Source organism: Bradyrhizobium liaoningense (assembly GCF_018130825.1).
Taxonomy (GTDB): domain Bacteria; phylum Pseudomonadota; class Alphaproteobacteria; order Rhizobiales; family Xanthobacteraceae; genus Bradyrhizobium; species Bradyrhizobium liaoningense_B.
Window position 1 is genome coordinate 1,675,489 of the sequence record NZ_JAFCJS010000001.1, and the last position, 16,743, is coordinate 1,692,231.

12 protein-coding genes are annotated in these 16,743 nt (G+C 65.0%); 3 read left to right on the plus strand and 9 right to left on the minus strand.

The features are described from left to right. Nucleotides 1–4: 4 nt before the first annotated feature. The 6 genes from JQ603_RS08185 to JQ603_RS08210 all read right to left on the minus strand — a co-directional run bounded on the left by JQ603_RS08185 (nt 5) and on the right by JQ603_RS08210 (nt 10,085). Nucleotides 5–1,333 carry an ATP-binding protein gene (locus tag JQ603_RS08185; protein WP_212337952.1) on the minus strand — a complete coding sequence of 443 codons (1,329 nt, stop codon included), beginning with the start codon at nt 1,331–1,333 and terminating at the stop codon, nt 5–7. Continuing rightward, nucleotides 1,330–2,043: a response regulator gene (locus JQ603_RS08190; RefSeq protein ID WP_212337953.1), complete on the minus strand. Its 714-nt coding sequence runs from the start codon at nt 2,041–2,043 to the stop codon at nt 1,330–1,332. The genes JQ603_RS08185 and JQ603_RS08190 overlap by 4 nt, the downstream gene beginning before the upstream one ends. 90 nt (nt 2,044–2,133) lie before the next feature. Further along, nucleotides 2,134–4,086: a MacB family efflux pump subunit gene (locus JQ603_RS08195; RefSeq protein ID WP_212337954.1), complete on the minus strand. Its 1,953-nt coding sequence runs from the start codon at nt 4,084–4,086 to the stop codon at nt 2,134–2,136. Nucleotide 4,087: 1 nt separating this feature from the next. After that, nucleotides 4,088–5,323: an efflux RND transporter periplasmic adaptor subunit gene (locus tag JQ603_RS08200; RefSeq protein WP_212337956.1), complete on the minus strand. Its 1,236-nt coding sequence runs from the start codon at nt 5,321–5,323 to the stop codon at nt 4,088–4,090. After that, nucleotides 5,320–6,876 (minus strand): efflux transporter outer membrane subunit, encoded by a 1,557-nt coding sequence (locus JQ603_RS08205; RefSeq protein ID WP_245003416.1) that lies wholly within the window; start codon nt 6,874–6,876, stop codon nt 5,320–5,322. The genes JQ603_RS08200 and JQ603_RS08205 overlap by 4 nt, the downstream gene beginning before the upstream one ends. Nucleotides 6,877–8,054: 1,178 nt before the next feature. Then, the gene (locus JQ603_RS08210) at nt 8,055–10,085 is read right to left on the minus strand and encodes a TonB-dependent siderophore receptor (protein WP_245003417.1); all 2,031 of its coding nucleotides are present in this window, start codon (nt 10,083–10,085) and stop codon (nt 8,055–8,057) included. A 49-nt stretch (nt 10,086–10,134) separates the two neighbouring features. Between JQ603_RS08210 and JQ603_RS37995 the strand changes: the two genes are divergently transcribed. After that, the gene (locus JQ603_RS37995; protein ID WP_245003418.1) at nt 10,135–10,428 is read left to right on the plus strand and encodes a hypothetical protein; all 294 of its coding nucleotides are present in this window, start codon (nt 10,135–10,137) and stop codon (nt 10,426–10,428) included. 236 nt (nt 10,429–10,664) lie between these two features. Here the strand turns inward: JQ603_RS37995 and JQ603_RS08215 are convergent, their stop codons facing one another. Continuing rightward, nucleotides 10,665–11,033, minus strand: coding sequence for a hypothetical protein (locus JQ603_RS08215; RefSeq protein ID WP_212337959.1), 369 nt, complete (start codon nt 11,031–11,033; stop codon nt 10,665–10,667). A gap of 296 nt (nt 11,034–11,329) precedes the next feature. On the opposite strand from JQ603_RS08215, the gene bamA reads away from it, so the two are divergent. Both bamA and JQ603_RS08225 read left to right on the plus strand, forming a co-directional pair. Then, nucleotides 11,330–13,843: an outer membrane protein assembly factor BamA gene (gene bamA, locus JQ603_RS08220; RefSeq protein ID WP_212337960.1), complete on the plus strand. Its 2,514-nt coding sequence runs from the start codon at nt 11,330–11,332 to the stop codon at nt 13,841–13,843. A 170-nt stretch (nt 13,844–14,013) separates the two neighbouring features. After that, on the plus strand, nt 14,014–14,946 hold the full coding sequence (locus JQ603_RS08225; protein WP_212337961.1) for a helix-turn-helix domain-containing protein: 933 nt from the start codon (nt 14,014–14,016) through the stop codon (nt 14,944–14,946). Nucleotides 14,947–14,964: 18 nt separating this feature from the next. On the opposite strand, the gene JQ603_RS08230 is transcribed toward JQ603_RS08225, so the two are convergent. Continuing rightward, a complete protein-coding gene (locus tag JQ603_RS08230) occupies nt 14,965–15,885 on the minus strand; it encodes a catalase family peroxidase (protein ID WP_212337962.1) in 921 nt (306 codons plus the stop codon). A gap of 141 nt (nt 15,886–16,026) precedes the next feature. Then, nucleotides 16,027–16,740, minus strand: coding sequence for a phosphoribosyltransferase (locus tag JQ603_RS08235; RefSeq protein ID WP_212337963.1), 714 nt, complete (start codon nt 16,738–16,740; stop codon nt 16,027–16,029). Between the last annotated feature and the right edge of the window lie 3 nt (nt 16,741–16,743).

Sequence of the window (16,743 nt, forward strand, 5' to 3'; positions counted from 1 at the left end):
GACTTTATGGCCGCGACGCCTCCGGCGCGTTGCCGGTCTTGGCGAGCTGTAAGCGAACGCACAGGCCTTTCGGCGTATTGTCGAGCAGCTCGAGGGTTCCATCATGCGCGGTCACGATCGACTGTGCGATCGAGAGGCCGAGGCCGAATCCGGTCGTCTCGTCCATGGTGCGGGCGTCCTCGCCGCGGACGAAGGGCTCCAGCATCGCCGCCTTCCTGTCGTCGGGAATGCCGGGTCCATCGTCGGACACGTCGATGACGAGATGATCCCCCGATATCGACAGCGCGACGTCGATCCTGGTTCCGAAGCGCGTTGCGTTCTGGACGAGGTTGGTGACCGCGCGGATGATCTCGTCCGGCCGCAGCACGAAGGCGGCGCGATCGGGGCCCGAATAAGTCACTGCATGGCCGCAATCGGAAAACTGCTCGCAGACCATCTGCAGCAGCGCCGCGACGTCCACCAGTGTCGGCTTCACCGGGCTTTCGCTGCGCAGCAGGGAAAGCACCGATTCCAGCATCGACTGCATCTGGTCGAGGTCGCGGACGGTCTGCGTGCGCTGCGCCGCATCCTCGATATATTCCGAGCGCAGCCGCAGCCGCGTGATCGGCGTGCGCAGGTCGTGGCTGATCGCCGCGAGCATGCGCGTCCTGTCGTTCATCAGCGCAGTGATGCGCTCGCGCATCCGATTCAGCGCTCTGGCCGCGGACCTGATCTCCTCCGGCCCATTCTCCGGCAGCGGCGGCGAGGTCCGGTTCAGGCTGAAGTTCTCCGCCGCGCGCGCGAAGGCCGACAGCGGCGAGGAAAGCGCGCGGCCGGCCCAGACGCCGAGCAGCGTGACGCTCGCCACCAGGAACAGCAGCGTCGAGGTCCAGAGGCCGCTGACGAAGGCCGGTATCTGGGGCGATCCCATCGTCGCTTCGAGCACGTCGTCTTTGGCGAGGTAGAACCAGACGCGATTATCTTCCGCGCCGGTGCCGCGAATGAGCTCGGCCCGGCCGCCGAGCGCGGACGGGATGGGCAGGGGTGTCCGCGCCGGCAGCGGCGTCACGGAAGTGGAAACACCGTCCCGCAATTGCAGCTTGAGCGCCGGAAAGGTCCGGCTGATGCTGTCGAGGACGAGAGCACGTTCCGTCTTGGGTGTGTTGGTGATGATCCGCGCGATCAGCTCGAACTGCTCGACGGGCGTGTCGGTCAGCAGCTTCGGCCGGTTGAGCAGGAAATATCCGGCGATCGAGAGGTGGATCAGGAGCAGTGAGACCAGGATCAGGGCGGCGATCTGGCCACTGATCCGCCTGAAGCTGAACAGCGCCAGGATGTCGGCGGCGCGGCTCATGCTTCCTCCACCCTTGGCGTGAAGATGTAGCCGCCGGTCCGGATGGTCTTGATCATGGACGTGTCTTCGGTGCGGTCGAGCTTGCGGCGGAGACGGCTGACCAGCACGTCGATGCTGCGGCCGAAACTTCCGCCGGGTCGGCCGCGCGTCATGTTCAAGAGGCTGTCGCGGCCGAGAACACGGCCGGCGCGCTCGCAGAAGGCTTGCAGCAGGTCGAACTCGGCGCTGGTCAGCGGCACCTGCGCGCCTTCAGGATCGCGCAATTCACGCAGACGCAGATCGATGGTCCAGCCCTGGAACTTCAGCCGCGTCGTCGTGGAGGCCGCCGTGAGGCCGCTCGCGTGCCGGCGCAGCACCGCGTTGATCCGGGCGAGCAGCTCGCGCGGATTGAACGGCTTCGGCAGATAGTCGTCGGCGCCCATTTCGAGGCCTAGGATGCGGTCGAGATCCTCGCCTTTCGCGGTGAGAATGATGATCGGCGTCGCCGTTTCCATCCGCAGGCGGCGGCAGAGGCTGAGGCCGTCCTCGCCTGGAAGCATCAAATCGAGCACGATCAGGTCGGCGCGGTTTTGCGACAGGTACCGGTCCATCTCCCTGCCGTTGGTGACGGCGCCGACCGCGAACGCGTGCTCGCGCAGATAACGCGAGATGAGGTCGCGGGTCGGCTGGTCGTCTTCGACGATCAGGATGTTTGGCGTGCCGTTGGTCATGGTTGAGATCGCATCGGGGGCGCCGATCGTTGGTCGATTTGCGGACGATTGTCTCGTCCGAAGAACTACGGTCATGGTGCAATCCTACGGTCAGTCACGGCTCAGCGCCACCACGGGGTCGAGGAAGGCGGCACGGCGGGCGGGGAAGAAGCCGAACGCGATCCCGATTCCGGTCGAGGTCAGGAACGCCGCGCCGATCGAGAATGCGGAATAGCTGACCTGGAAGCCGGGCACCGCGACGTTGATGGCGACGCCGAGCAGGACCGCGATCAGGATGCCGGCGATGCCGCCGATCGACGAGATCAGGGTCGCCTCCACCAGGAATTGCTGCAGGATGTCGCTGCGCCTCGCGCCGACCGCCATGCGCACGCCGATCTCGCTGATCCGCTCGGAGACGGACACCAGCATGATGTTCATGACGCCGATGCCGCCGACCACCAGCGAGATCACCGCGATCGCGGCGACCAGGAACGCCAGCGTCTGCGTCGTGCTGGTGATGGTGCGGCGGATGTCGTCGGTGTTGAGGATGACGAAGTCGCGGGTGTTGTGCCGCTGCGTCAGGAGCGTGGTCACCGCGTCCTGCGCCAGATTGGTCGAGATCTCGTCGCTGATCCGCAAGAGGATGCTGCGCAGCGCCCGGTCGCCGGTGAACTGCGCCTGCACGGTGGTGTAGGGCAGGTACACCGCCAAATTCTGATTCGAGCCGAAGCCGCCCTGCTGCTGGGCGATCACGCCTACGATGCGGCACGGCACCTTGCCGAGCCAGATCACGCGGCCGATGCCGGAGGTCTGGTCGTCGGCGAAGAAGGTTTTTCTGGTGTTGTCGTCGATGACGGCCTGCCTCTCGATGTTGCGGACGGCGTCCGCGTCGAACAGGCGGCCCTTCGCCAGCTTGGCGCCCTTGACCAGGAAATAGCTCTCGCCGACGCCGTTCACGAGCACATTGGATTCATTGCCGCGATAGCGCACCGTGGTGCTGGTCGACACCGTCGGGGTGACGCCGGCGATGAAACCCTGCCGGTCGAGCGCGCGGGCATCGTCGAGCACCAGCGTCTTGATCTTGCCGGCGCGGGCATCGCCGAAATCCTTGCCCGGAAACACCTCGATGGTGTTGGTGCCGAGGCTGGAAATGTCCGAAAGCACCTTGCGCTGCGAGGCATTGCCGAGCGCAACCACCGACGACACCGCGGCGATGCCGATGATGATGCCGAGCATGGTCAGGAACGCGCGCAGCCGGTGCGCGGCCATCGCCACCAATGCCATGCGCGATGCTTCCCGCAGGCGTCCCAGCGCGCCGGTCCAGCCGGCACCGCTGTCCCATGCCGTGCGGGCGACCGGCTCCGATGCGCCCGCGGTCTCCGTACGGCGATCGGCAACAATCCTGCCGTCGCGCAGCTCGATGATGCGCTCGGCTTGCGCAGCCACATCGGCATCGTGGGTGACGATGATGATCGTCCGTCCCTCGCGGTGCAGCTCCCTCAGGATCTTCAGCACCTCCTCGCCGCTGCGCCGGTCGAGCGCGCCGGTGGGCTCGTCCGCCAGGATCACTTCGGCGCCATTGATCAGCGCCCGCGCGATCGAGACGCGTTGCTGCTGCCCGCCGGAGAGCTGGTTCGGGCGATGGCCGCCTCTTGGCCCGACGCCGAGCCGCTCGAGCAGCGCGTTCGCGCGCATCCGGCGCTCGCGTGCATTGATGCCGGCATAGACGGCGGGCATCTCGACATTCGCGGCGGCGGTGAGATCGCCGAGCAGGTTGTAGCGCTGGAAGATGAAGCCGAAATGCTCGCGGCGCAGCGCCGCCAGCGCGTCGGCATCGAGCTCGGAGACGTTCCTGCCGGCGACGCGATAGGCGCCCGACGTCGGGCGGTCGAGGCAGCCGAGGATGTTGAGCAGCGTCGATTTGCCCGACCCGGACTGACCGATGATCGCGACCATCTCGCCGGGCTGGATGCTCAGCGAGAAATCGTCGAGCGCCACCACTGTGGTGTCGCCGGCGGCGAACTCGCGGCGGACATTCTGGAGATCGATGATCGGATTGGTCATGTCAGGGACCTCCGCCGCCGGGCGGGCCGCCGGGCATGCCGCGCGATGCGGTCTGCTCGCTGGCCTCGCCCGTCACGACCCGTTCGCCCTCGTCGAGGCCGGATCTGATCTCGACGGTGGTGCGGTCGTTGAGGCCGGTCTTGACCTCGCGCTCGCGAACGTCGCCTGACGTGCCGAGCGTGCGCACCGTGCTGCGCCCGTCGGATTTTCGCATCACGGCGAGCGCCGGGATGACCTTCACCCGCTTGGCCTCGCCGGTGATGATGTGCACCTCCGCGGTCATGTAGGTTCGGAGCGCATAGTCCTTGTTCGGAACGTTGAAGACGCCGATGTAGTAGATCGCCGTGCTGGTCGAGCTCGACGTGCTCGAGCTTGAGCTCGAGGTCGTGGTGGTCGAGGAGAAGCTGGCGTCGTTCTTGATCGATTCGGGCGCTGGCTCGATCTGTTCCAGCCGGGCCTCGTAACGGTGATCCTGGTCGCCGAGGATGGTGAAGTAGAGCGATTGCCCCGGCCTGACCTTGACGATGTCGGCCTCGGAGATCTCGGCCCGCACCGTCATGGTCTCGAGCTGGCCGAGCACGACGATGGTCGGCGCGGACTGCACCGCGTTGACCGTCTGGCCCTCCTGCACAACGGTGGCGAGCACCGTGCCGTCGATCGGCGCGGTGATGCGGGTGTATTCCAGGTTCACCCGCGACGTCTCGACGCTGGCCTCGGCGCCGACGATCAGCGCCTCCAGCGCTGCGATCTGGGCGCGGGTCTGGCGCACGGTCGACTCTGCGCTGTCGAAATCGCTGCGCGAGGTCGCGCGCTGCGCCAGCGTCGCCTGCTGGCGCGCGAGGTTGGCCTCGGCCAGCACGAGGGCGGCCTCTTTCTCCACCTTCTGCGCGCGATAATTCTTCAGCGAGGCTTCCGAGTTGCGCAGATCGTTCTGTTTGGTGACGGGGTCGATCTGGGCGATGACGTCGCCGGCCTTGACCGTGTCGCCGACGCGCACGTTGAGCGCGGTGATCCGGCCGGACACCTGCGCGCCGACCGCGGTGAGCCGCGCGGGCTTCAGCGTGCCGCTCGCGAGCACCTCCTCGCGCAGATCGCTGACCGCGACCTGCGCGGTGATGTAGGATTGCGCCTTGCTCGATGTCCCCGGGGCCCGCGTCGCCAGCACCATGCCGGTCGCGACCACGGCAACCACCGCGGCGGCGATCTTCACGCGCTTGACGGTGATGATCTCGGTCACTTCTGCGCCTCCCGGACGTGAGGTCCCGTGTTGGTGTCCACGATGATCGGTGTCGACACGTCGACCGGATCGGTCCAGCCGCCGCCGAGCGCCTTGGCCAGCGCGATGTAGTCCTTGGCCGCCGACACCTTGCTCTGGATCAGCGAATCCTCGGCCGAATAGAGCGAGCGTTCGGCGTCCAGCACGTCGATGAAGCTGGCGCTGCCGGTCTCGAACAGCGATCGCGACAGCTTCGCGGCCTCGCGGTAGTTCTTCGCCGCCTCGGTCAGCTTGGTTGTGCGCACGCGTTCCTGCGACAGCGACACCAGTGCGTTCTCGACGTCCTCGAGCGCGGTGAGCAGCGTCGAATGGAACGTCGCGAACGCCTGGTCGCGCTGTGCTTCCGCGATCCTGACCGTTGCCAGCCGCTTGCCGGCGTCGAACACCGGCACGGTGACGGAAGGACCGACCGACCAGCTCACGCTGGAATATTTGGCGAGATCGCCGGCGCGCAACGCAGATGTGCCGACCGAGCCGGTCAACGACACCGCCGGGTAGCGGTCGGCTTCGGCCGCGCCGATCTTGGCGGTCGCCTGTGCCAGCTTGCGTTCGGCGCTGGCAACGTCCGGACGGCTCATCAGAAGATCGGCGGGCAGGCCCGTCGGCAGCGGCATGCGCGGCGCCGGCACGGGTGCGGACCGCGCCATCAGCGTGGCGACTCCGTCGGGCGGCCGCCCGAGCAGGATGCCGAGCCGATGGATGTCGGCGGCGAGCGCGGCCTGATAGGTCGGAACGTTGGCTTCGGTGCTCGCGGCCTGTGCGGTGGCCTTGGCGAGATCGACGGCGTTGCCGCTGCCGGCCTCGTATTTGCTGCGGGTGAGTTTTTCGGTGTCCCGTTGCGAGACCGCGGTGCGCTGCGCCAGCGCGATCCGGGCCTGATAGCCGCGTGCCTCGACGTAATAGGCGGCAACGTCGCCGATCAGGGTGACGAGGTTGTCGCGCAAGTCCTCCTCGGCCGATTGCGCGCCGCGCACCGCCGCATCGATGCTGCGCCGTGTGCCGCCGAACAGGTCGAGCTCCCAGCTCGAATCGAAGCTCGCCTGGTGCAGCGCGTAGGGCGCGCTGTCGACGACGACTGATGCGGAGCCCGAGCTCGCCTTGTTGTCGGTCGCCGAGGCCGAACCGCTGACAGACGGGAACAGGCCGGCGCTGGTCTGCTGCACCGCGGCCCGCGCTTCGCGCACCACCGCTTTTGCTTTTGCTACATCGGGATTGGCCTCGACGGCCTGTTCGATCAGCCGGTTGAGCAAGGGATCGCGCAGGCGAAGCCACCAGCGATCGAGCGTGCCTCTGCCGCGCCGCGCAGTGTTGCCGCTCCAGTGCGACGGCAGCTCCAACCGGGGCGGCCCTGCATAGTCCGGGCCCACGGCACAGCCGGCCAATGAGCCGATCAGCGCCAGCGCGAGGCACGCCGATCCGGCACGGGAAAGGATTTTGCGCAGCGGGCGGGGCGTCGGATGACGGTTCTCCTTTGCGGAAGGCGCGGGGATTTCGACGGACGAGTGTGACGGCATCAAATCGGCTGAAGTTCACTGGCCTCGCCTCGAAAGGAGGAGGGCGCTCATGGCCCTCGGAGAGGCAGGACGAGGCAGGAACCACTAGCCTAGGGATCGTGGCCTTTCGGCAGCCAGAATGTTGCTGAATGTAAACAGATGTTGCGCGGCATCTCGGCGCCGGCGGCGGGGGCAACATCGGCCCTGTTTCGCTGCGGAGTCAAGGGCACGAAGCAAAAACTTTCCACTTTACCGAAATTCGGAAATGGCGTATGTGTTACCCATCCCGGCTCATCCTTGAGGGGCGATCATGAGGTCGTCATTGTCGCGAGCCGGGCTTGCGGTGGACGCGGCAGCGTCGGGCGCGAGAGCTTGAGGGCAGGGCGGATTGCTCTCCGTGAGCCCCAAGGCTTCGTGCGGACGAACGGCGCTCTCAGGTTCGTCTCGTCTGTAAGTTTCCGGCTCCGTCGACAGGGCTGGGAAAACTGCGGCGAAATGGCGGACCGTGCGTACGGCAAAACCGTGTGGTCCTGGCCGTCGTTGCTACGGTCAAGCCTTGGCGGAGGCGGTGATCGCGTCAACCGGCGCGGCGCCGGCGAATTTCGCTGGGGTGAGGGAGGCCAGAACGAACTCGGCTCCCGGGAGAGCACGGCATAAGCCGTCCGACCATCGCGCAGGGAAGGCCGTGTGTTGGGCTTCACCTGTATGCTGCTGTGCGGTTCTTTTGCGCTACATTTTTGCGCAGCGGACCGCGGGTGCCAGCCGGCACCCGGCCTTCCCTGCGCCCTCTTGGATAAGAGGGTGGAAAGATGAAGCAAAGCTCGGGCGAATTAGGCCGCGAGGATGCAAAGTCGCGTCTGCGACGCCGTAGGATGGTTAGAGCACTTGCGAAACCCATCATGCTTCGGCGAGGAGGATGCGTGATGGGTTTCGCTTCGCTCTACCCATCCTACGAATGCATGTCGGAGAACTGAGGTGCTGCCACACACTCCGTCATTGCGAGCGCGCGAAGCAATCCAGAATCTTTCCGCGGCAGCAGTCTGGATTGCTTCGCTGCGCTCGCAATGACGAGATTGAGGAGGCTGCGTGCCACAAGTGCGGAATCGTAGGGTGGGCAAAGGCGCAAAGCGCCGTGCCCACCACTGATGATTGGTGGGCACGCTTCGCTTTGCCCACCCTACGACACTTGCCGACTTCAGCTACCACCGGTAGCTCAACGTCCCGATCACCTGACGCCGTGCGCTGGCGTAGCAATAGCCCGACTGGCAAGTGTCATACTTCTTGTCGAACAGGTTGGTGGCATTCACGCGCATATAGGCGCCGCGGAAGCTGCGGTCGAGCTTGCCGAGATCGTAGTCGATCACGGCGTCGAACAACGTGACAGCGGCGTTCTCGAACGTATTCTGGTCGTTGCCGAAGTTCGCGCCGATATAGCGCACGCCGAGGCCCAGTCCCAGCCCTTCCACGGGCATGCCGGACTGGAACGTGTACTTGCCGAATGCCGCGAACGAGTCTCTCGGAATGCCGGAATACTCGTTGCCGGTCGTATCGGTATTGCCACGCGTGATCACAACGTTGAGGTGGGTGTAGGCCGCCGTGAGATCGAAGCCCGGCTGGAGCGACAGCTTGGCCTCGAGCTCCACGCCCTTGGACTCGATCTGTCCGGTTGCGGCCTGGAATGCAACCGCACTGGGATCGGTGCGCAGAACATTGTCCTGCTTGATGTCGAACACGGCGCCGGTCAGCAGCACTGGAACGTGCGGCATCTGATACTTGATGCCCGCTTCGGTCTGCTCCCCGGTGGTCGGCTTGAACGTGGCACCCGTCACGTCGACCCCGGTTTGCGGGCTGAACGACGTCGCATAGCTGACATAGGGCGCAACACCATTGTCGAAGACATAGCTCAGGCCCGCGCGGCCGGTGAAGGCCGAAGGCTCCGAGGTCTGCGGCGTTCCGTCCAGCGTCGTCGTCGTGCTCTGCGAGACCCAGCTCTGACGGCCATTGAGCGTCAGAATGAATCCACCGAGCCTGGCCTGTTCCTGCGCGTAGACTCCGATCTCGTTGGTCGACTGCTTGGTGAAGATCGAGAATGCCGGCGTGGCGATCGCCTGCGTGCCGTAGTTCATGGTCGCAAGATTGAGATCGGGCGCCGGCCCGTACCCGATCTTGTCGTCGTAACGGGAATTGCTGTAGTCGACGCCGAACAGGACGGTGTTCTTGACCGCACCGAGCATGAACTTGGCTTCGGCCTGGTTGTCGAGGGTGGCGGTCTTGAAATTGTCGAGGATTCGCCAGGCCGAACGCGTCGCGGTTTGTGTCGCGAAGTCGAGACTATCGATCTGGGTATACTTCGCGTCGGTGTTGACCTGATAGAACCGGAAATTCTGCCGGACGGTCCAGGTGTCATTGACGTTGTGCTCGAACGCATAGCCGACGCGAAACTGCTTCTGGTCCATGGCGCTGAACGCCGGATCGTTCGAGTAGATGTTGGTCAGCTTGCCATCGGCCGTGCGCGCGTTGCCGATGCTCGCGGCGGTGCGGCTGGTCTGATATTCCCCGAGGATCGTGAACGTCGTATCGAGGTCCGGCTTCCAGGTCAGGGCAGGGGCGATATAGGCGCGGTCGTCGTCGTTGCCGGGAAACCAGGTTTTGGCGTCGCGCAGCAAGCCCGTCAGCCGGTAATACAATTGGTCGCTGCCGGGGACCGGTCCGCCGACGTCGAAGGCGCCCTGGTAGCGATCGTAATTGCCGGCCTGCAATTGCACCTCGCCGAACGCCGTCTGCGGCGGCCGCTTCGTCGTGACGTCGACGATGCCGCCGGGGGAGCCGAGCCCGTAGAGCCCGGACGCCGGCCCGCGGAGGATCGACACGCTCTCCAGCCCATAGGTCTCGATCTTGGGAATGGCGAAATTGCCGCCGCCCTGACGCAGGCCGTCGCGATAGATGCCTGTATAGGTCACGTCGAAGCCGCGGATGGAAAAGGCGTCGAAGCGCGGATCGTAACCGAACGCCGTGGTCGTGACGCCGGGCGTGTAGTTGACGGCGTCCTTCAGCGTCTGGACGTTACGATCCTCGAGCTCCTTCTTCGTCACGACCGAGAGGGATTGCGGCGTCTCGATCAACGGCGTGTTGGTCTTGGTGCCCGCAGTGCCGCTGGTCGCGACGTAACCTGTCGTCGCACCAGCCGCGCCTCCAGCCGCCTGCGGCGCGCGATTCTGATTGGCTGCCAAATTGCCCCGGCGATTCGCCGTGGCTGCGCGTTGCGACCGCGTGCGCTGATTGGACGCAGTGCTGCTGCTGCGCGCCTTCGGCGCGCTCGGCGCTTCGACGGTGACTGGCGGCAGGTTGCTGTTCTGGGCCTGCGCCTGGGAGGCCAGGATTTCAACAGATACGAATACGACCGAACCGAACATCGTGGCGTTGATCGCAGCTGCGCTTCCAAACCAACGATGTTTCCTCTCCGACAAAGCAACGCCCACCGATGATGATCCCCAATTTCGCCGAACTGATATCGATCGAACGCGCGCAACTGCATGCTGGCGCACGTCGAACGACGCGGACTTCTATTGGTGACGCGATCGGAATTCCACACGCGCAAAATAGAATTGCTTGAAGTTGCGATGAGCGAATTTGGAATGGTTCAAGATGAGTGTGGAGAACGTCGAGCCGCGTGCGGCAGATGCGCACACGCGGACATCATATCCGCTGACGCGCGATTGCCGGCTTTCGAGCGGCGGAATATCAGGGTATGCGACAGCATAGCCATCGTCTCGCTCAGCGAGACGATGGCTAGAGTTTCCGCAAGCCGGTCACCACGAGATCGGGATTCTCTGCACGAACCCGCCCAGATCCGAGTCGGGGCTGAGCGGCTGGCGATCGAGCGGCCGGTTGTTGTTCTCGCGCGCGAACGTGGTGCCGGGCGGCAAGGCGTAGTCGCTGAACTTGCGCTCGCCGGGGAGCAGCTCGGTCCCTCCATCCAGCCAGGACCGCTTGCTGACATAGATGCGCGTGTGCGGACCGGACTGATAGGACTGGTTGGGGCCGTGCGGCCCGTACTCATAGACCGTATTTTGTGTTGTCTGTTGTCGATCGCGCTTGCCGGTGGTCGCGGCGTGAGCGGCCAAGGTCGAGGCGAGGAAGGCGACCAGCACCGTTCTGGTCATGACAAGCGTGTTCATCGACGAATACCCATGCGAGTTCCTGATGTCGCCGCCTCTCGCATCGGCTTAAGTCTGTGTAAAGAATCCGGGCGTTGCGCGATGTTGCTGAAGGCCTGCATGGGCAAGCCGTGTTCGCAGCGGGCTCGATGCCGTTCAGTCACCGCGGCCGGCACGCCCGATCGCCATGGCTGCTACGATTGCGTGCCGATCCGCCAATCAAATTGAACGACCAGAAACAATGCAGCAATCACAAAGCCACACCGCGGCCACAGCCGTCTCGTTTCAGAGCAGGCTAGGTGCTCTTGAGGTGTGGAATGTCGTTTTTGCGGCCCTGGCTGATCGCGGTGGTGATGTGCGGTGTATCGATTGCGAGTTCAGTCCCTGTCGCGCTGCTGCCGCAGCCGGCGGCTGCGCAGGCGGTGGAGACGATCGTCGTCGAGGGCAATCGCCGCGTCGAGGCCGAAACCGTGCGCTCCTACTTCAGGCCCGGGCCGGGCGGGCGTCTGGATCAACCGGCGATCGATGAAGGTCTCAAGGCGTTGATCGCGACAGGCTTATTCCAGGACGTGAAGATCAACCAGGCTGGCGGCCGAATCGTCGTGTCGGTGGTCGAGAATTCCGTGATCGGGCGCATCGCCTTCGAGGGCAACAAGAAGATCAAGGACGAGCAGCTCTCGGCCGAGATCCAGTCCAAGCCGCGGGGGACCTTCTCGCGGGCGCTGGTGCAGTCCGACACGCTGCGAATCGCCGAGATCTACCGCCGCTCCGGCCGCTACGACGTGCGCGTCACGCCCGAGGTCATCGAGCAGCCGAGCAACCGCGTCGATCTCATCTTCACGATCGTCGAGGGCGTCAAGACCGGCGTGAAGTCGGTCGAGTTCATCGGCAACAGCGCCTACTCGGCCGCGCGCCTGCGCGACGTGATCAAGACTCATGAGAGCAATCTGCTCAGCTTCCTCGGCAACAACGACATCTACGACCCCGACCGCATCGAGGCCGATCGCGACCTCATCCGCCGCTTCTACCTCAAGAACGGCTTCGCTGATGCCCAGGTCGTGGCCGCGCTCACCGAATACGATCCGGAGAAGAAGGGCTTCAACGTCACCTTCAAGATCGAGGAGGGCCAGCAGTATCGCGTCGGTTCGGTCGATTTCCGCTCCAGCATCGCCAATTTCGACGCGACCTCGATGCGCTCCTATTCGCGCGTCGGTGTCGGTTCGCTCTACAACGTAGAATCGGTCGAGAAGTCGACCGAGGAGATGCAGATCGAGGCCTCTCGTCGCGGCTACGCCTTCGCCGTGGTGCGGCCGAGCGGTGACCGCAACTTCGAGGCGCACACCGTGTCCGTCGTGTTCAACATCGACGAGGGCCCGCGCACCTATATCGAGCGCATCAATCTGCGTGGCAACACCCGCACGCGGGACTACGTCATCCGCCGCGAGTTCGACATCTCGGAAGGCGATGCCTACAACCGCGCGCTGGTCGACCGTGCCGAGCGGCGCCTGAAGAACCTGGACTATTTCAAGAGCGTCAAGATCGTCACCGAGCCGGGCTCCTCCAGCGATCGCGTCGTCCTGGTCGTCGACATGGAGGAGAAGTCGACCGGCGACTTCTCGATCTCCGGCGGCTATTCCACGACCGACGGTGCGCTGGCAGAGGTCTCGGTCTCCGAGCGCAACCTGCTCGGCAAGGGCCTCTACGCCAAGGCGTCCGTCAGCTACGGCCAGTATTCGCGCGGCATCTCGCTGTCCTTCGTCGAGCCGTATCTGCTCGACTACCGGCTGGCGCTCGGCTTCGACACCTACTGGCGCCAGCAATTGTCGAACAGCTATACGAGCTACGGCGTGACGACGCTGGGCTTCTCGCCGCGCCTGGGCTTTGCACTGCGCGAGGATCTCTCGCTCCAGCTCCGCTACTCGCTCTATCAGCAGAGCATCACGCTCGCGAGCGCCTACAATAACTGCAACAACAACGCGTCGAATACCTCGCTCGCCTACAACCCGACGCCGGCCTACATCAAGAATGTCCTGGGCGGCGTGGACCCGACCAATGCCACGGATTCCGGCGTCTATGGCTATGGCTGCTACGGCGACGGCGAGTCGAGCCTGCCGGTCCGGAAAGAACTGGCGAACGGCGCGACCTGGACGTCGGCGCTCGGCTACACGCTGAACTACAACACGCTCGACAACACCAAGAACCCCACGGACGGATTGCTGGTCGACTTCCGCCAGGATTTCGCCGGTGTCGGCGGCGACGTCACCTATCTCAAGACCGCGGTGGATACCAAGTACTACACGCCGCTGGTGTCCGAGATCGTCAACGTGATCCACCTGCAGGGCGGCATCCTCAACAAGATCGGCAACAACGATCTGCGCATGCTCGATCACTTCCAGATGGGCCCGAACCTCGTGCGCGGCTTCGCCTCCAACGGCATCGGCCCGCGCGACATCACCTACTACAATTACGGCGCGAGCGGTGATGCGCTCGGCGGCACGAAATACTGGGGCGCGTCCATGGAATTGCAGATGCCGTTCTGGTTCCTGCCGAAGGAGGTCGGCCTGAAGGGCGCGGTCTACGCCGACGCCGGTTCGCTCTGGGGCTATCAGGGGCCGACGTCGTGGACGGCCACGGGCGAGGTCAACACCAAGGCCTGTCCGACCTGCGGACTGCAATATGATGACGGCAACGTGGTGCGCTCCTCGGTCGGCGTCGGCCTGATCTGGGCCTCGCCGTTCGGACCCCTGCGCTTCGACTACGCTGTGCCGATCACGAAGGGCAAATACGACATGGTCCAGGAGTTCAGGTTCGGAGGGGGCACCTCGTTCTAGCGCTGCGCGCCGGCCGCGGAAAGTTCCCGCATCTGTCGTGCATTTGTGAAAATCTGTGATGAGCCTCCCGTGCGCCTGCGTGGACAGTCGTTGCCGGATGTCCGATAATACGCCGTGGAAATTGCGGGACGCTGTGGCCTGCACTTGGACTGCCACAGAAGGGCTGACCGATGACACAGGCAGGCGCCTACGGACAGAGGCTCGGGCATTTCCTGCGCTTGAAGGATGCGCCGCCCGCGCTGGTGGCGCGGTCGCTGCACAGCGCCGAGCTCGCCGTTACCGAGACGCGGAATGACCGCCCGGTGCCTGGTCTGTCCGGCTCGCTGGCGGCTGAAGACGCCTTTCTCGTCAGCCTGAAGCTTCACGATTATCCTGACTGCGAGCTCTGGGAGCGCGGCAAATCCATCATGAAGGCGGACGTCCGCGCCGGCACAACCTACCTCTATGACCTCAAGCACGATCCGCGCTACGTCATCGACAAGCCGTTCCACTCGCTGTTCTTCTATATTCCACGCTCGGCGCTCGACGGCATCGCCCGCCAGAGCAATGCGCCGCGGGTCGACCAGCTCGACTGCCAGGTCGGTGTTGGCCATGACGATGCAATCGTCCGCCACATCGGCGCATCGCTGCAGGACGGGCTGCGTCGGCCGGACGAGGCCAACCAGCTCTTCGTCGATCACATGATGCTCGCGCTGACCGCTCATGTCGCCCGGACCTATGGCGGACTTCAGCGCCCGGCCGGACTTGCGCGCGGAGGGCTCGCGCCGTGGCAGGCGAAACGCGCCTGCGAGCGGCTCGAATCGGACCTCGGCGGCAAGCTTTCGCTGGAGAAGATTGCGGCCGAGCTCGATCTGTCGGTCAGCCATTTCTCGCGCGCATTTCGAATCTCCGTCGGCATGCCGCCGCACCAATGGCTGCTGCATCAGCGCGTGAAGGCGGCCAAGCAGTTGATGGGCGTCCGCGACCTGCCGCTGTCGGAGATCGCGATCTCGGCCGGGTTCGCCAACCAGAGCCACTTCACGCGCGTGTTCTCCGCGATCGCCGGTCTCAGCCCCGCAGCGTGGCGCCGCGAGGCGCTCGACGCCTCAGGCGGCGAGGGGTGACGCGCGCGAAGCTGGCACTCAGCGTCGTTTTGCAAGTGAGATGGTGTAGGCCGCGCGCCGCGCCGCAAAGATCTCGTCCGGCGGGTGGCCGATGCCGTCGGCGAGGTTGGCCGGATTGAAGATGGAGCCGTCGCAGGCCTGATCCGGTTCGAAGCCTGTGATCACGATCGTGCCGAGCCGCACTTCCTCGCGATGATCCTCATCCGGCCAGCGCATGGTCACGTCCATTGTGGGATCGCCGGGTCGATCGAGCAGCGCCATGACGTTGAAGCGGACATGGCCGCCAGCGATCCGGCCGCCCAGATCGTCGCGCAGGAAATCGGCCGGCTTCGTCCTGGCCTCCTCGGCGCTCAGCGCGATCTCGCCGCGGGCCGGGACCACCTTGAACTTGATGAATCGCGTCTCATTCTCCGCATTGGTCGCTGGAAAGGAGTGCACGCCCCAATAGGTCGTGCCGGCAAGGCTGCCGGGCAGCGGACGCGCGGCAATGTAGCTCGCCTGGTTGAGCGTCTCCGGATTGGCCGCCGAGAACGCCTCGACCTTGGCCATATCCGGCTTGCCATCCGGCCCCGGCATGCGCGCCTCGAGGAAGGCCAGCATCTGGTCGAGCGTTCGCGCAAAATGCACGGGTGCGCTCTCCACCAGGATATCCGAGCGGTGATCGTCGTCGCCGAGCTTGAAGCTGAAGCCACGCAGCACCAGATTGTTGGTGTCAGCGACGGCAGGGTTGCCGCCGCCGACCGAGAAGCGTGCCAGCACGCGCGATGGTTTGGTAAAACTCTGAGATCTCGTGACTTCGCCCGCGCGGTCCGACGGCGTGTAGGTGCCGCGAACGCACCAGCCCTTGGCAAAGCTGGCGCGGACCTTCGGCGGATTGCCGGCGACCGCCTTCAGGGCTTCGACGATCGAAACAGGCGTCGCGGCGGAGACATCGGGCATGTAAACCTTCTCGCGTGGGGCGAGCAGGCTAGGTGTTGTGCGAACCAGCGTCTTGCCCAAAGCGGCCGGGATTTGCCCGATCCTGCTCAAGACAACCTGCCTTGCGGCGTCCGGGAACGTTACGATCGGCGCCCCGGCCAATCAGGGAATGGCAGGCTGCGTCTCGACGAGCGGCATCCAGCCGGCCTCGCTACGCTGGAATAGCGGGCAGCCGTAGACGGCGCGAACCGGAAGCGCCGCGACCAGGGCCTGCCAGCGATTGGTCTGCTTCATCGCGACGACCATGCCGGCGATGTCGACGCCAATCTTCTGCAGCAGCCGCACGGCGGCGATCGCCGTCGTTCCGGTCGAGATCGCATCATCGACCAGCACGACCCGGCGTCCCTCGAGCAGCGGCAGCAGGTTCGGATCCAGCCGCAGCCTCTTGCCGGCCTCGGGGCTTGTGATCGAAGTGACGGGCTCGGACAGCGCGTCGTCGTACCAGAACTTGCGCGAATAGCCGAGCGGGACATAGCGCGGCTGTCCGAACCGTTCGGCGACCAGCGACGCGAAGGCAAGACCGAGGGTCGGCAGTCCCACGATGATCTCGGCGTCGAATGCGCGCGCCTGTGTCGCCATGTGGTCGGCGAGCGTCGCGACAACGAGGTGCGAGGCCTGGTTGGCGATGAGCGAGGCGACCGCGTGATCGCCATCGGGTAGTCGGCGCAACGGCAGGACCAGGATGCGGCCGCAGGGCAGGGTGACAGGGTAGCCGAAGCGATAGGGTGCCGTTGCCGAGAAGCGCGCCGGGACGTCCGGCGTCAATTCCTGCCAATAGCCGGTTGTCGTCTCGGTATAAGCTTCGCCCGCGGTCATGCC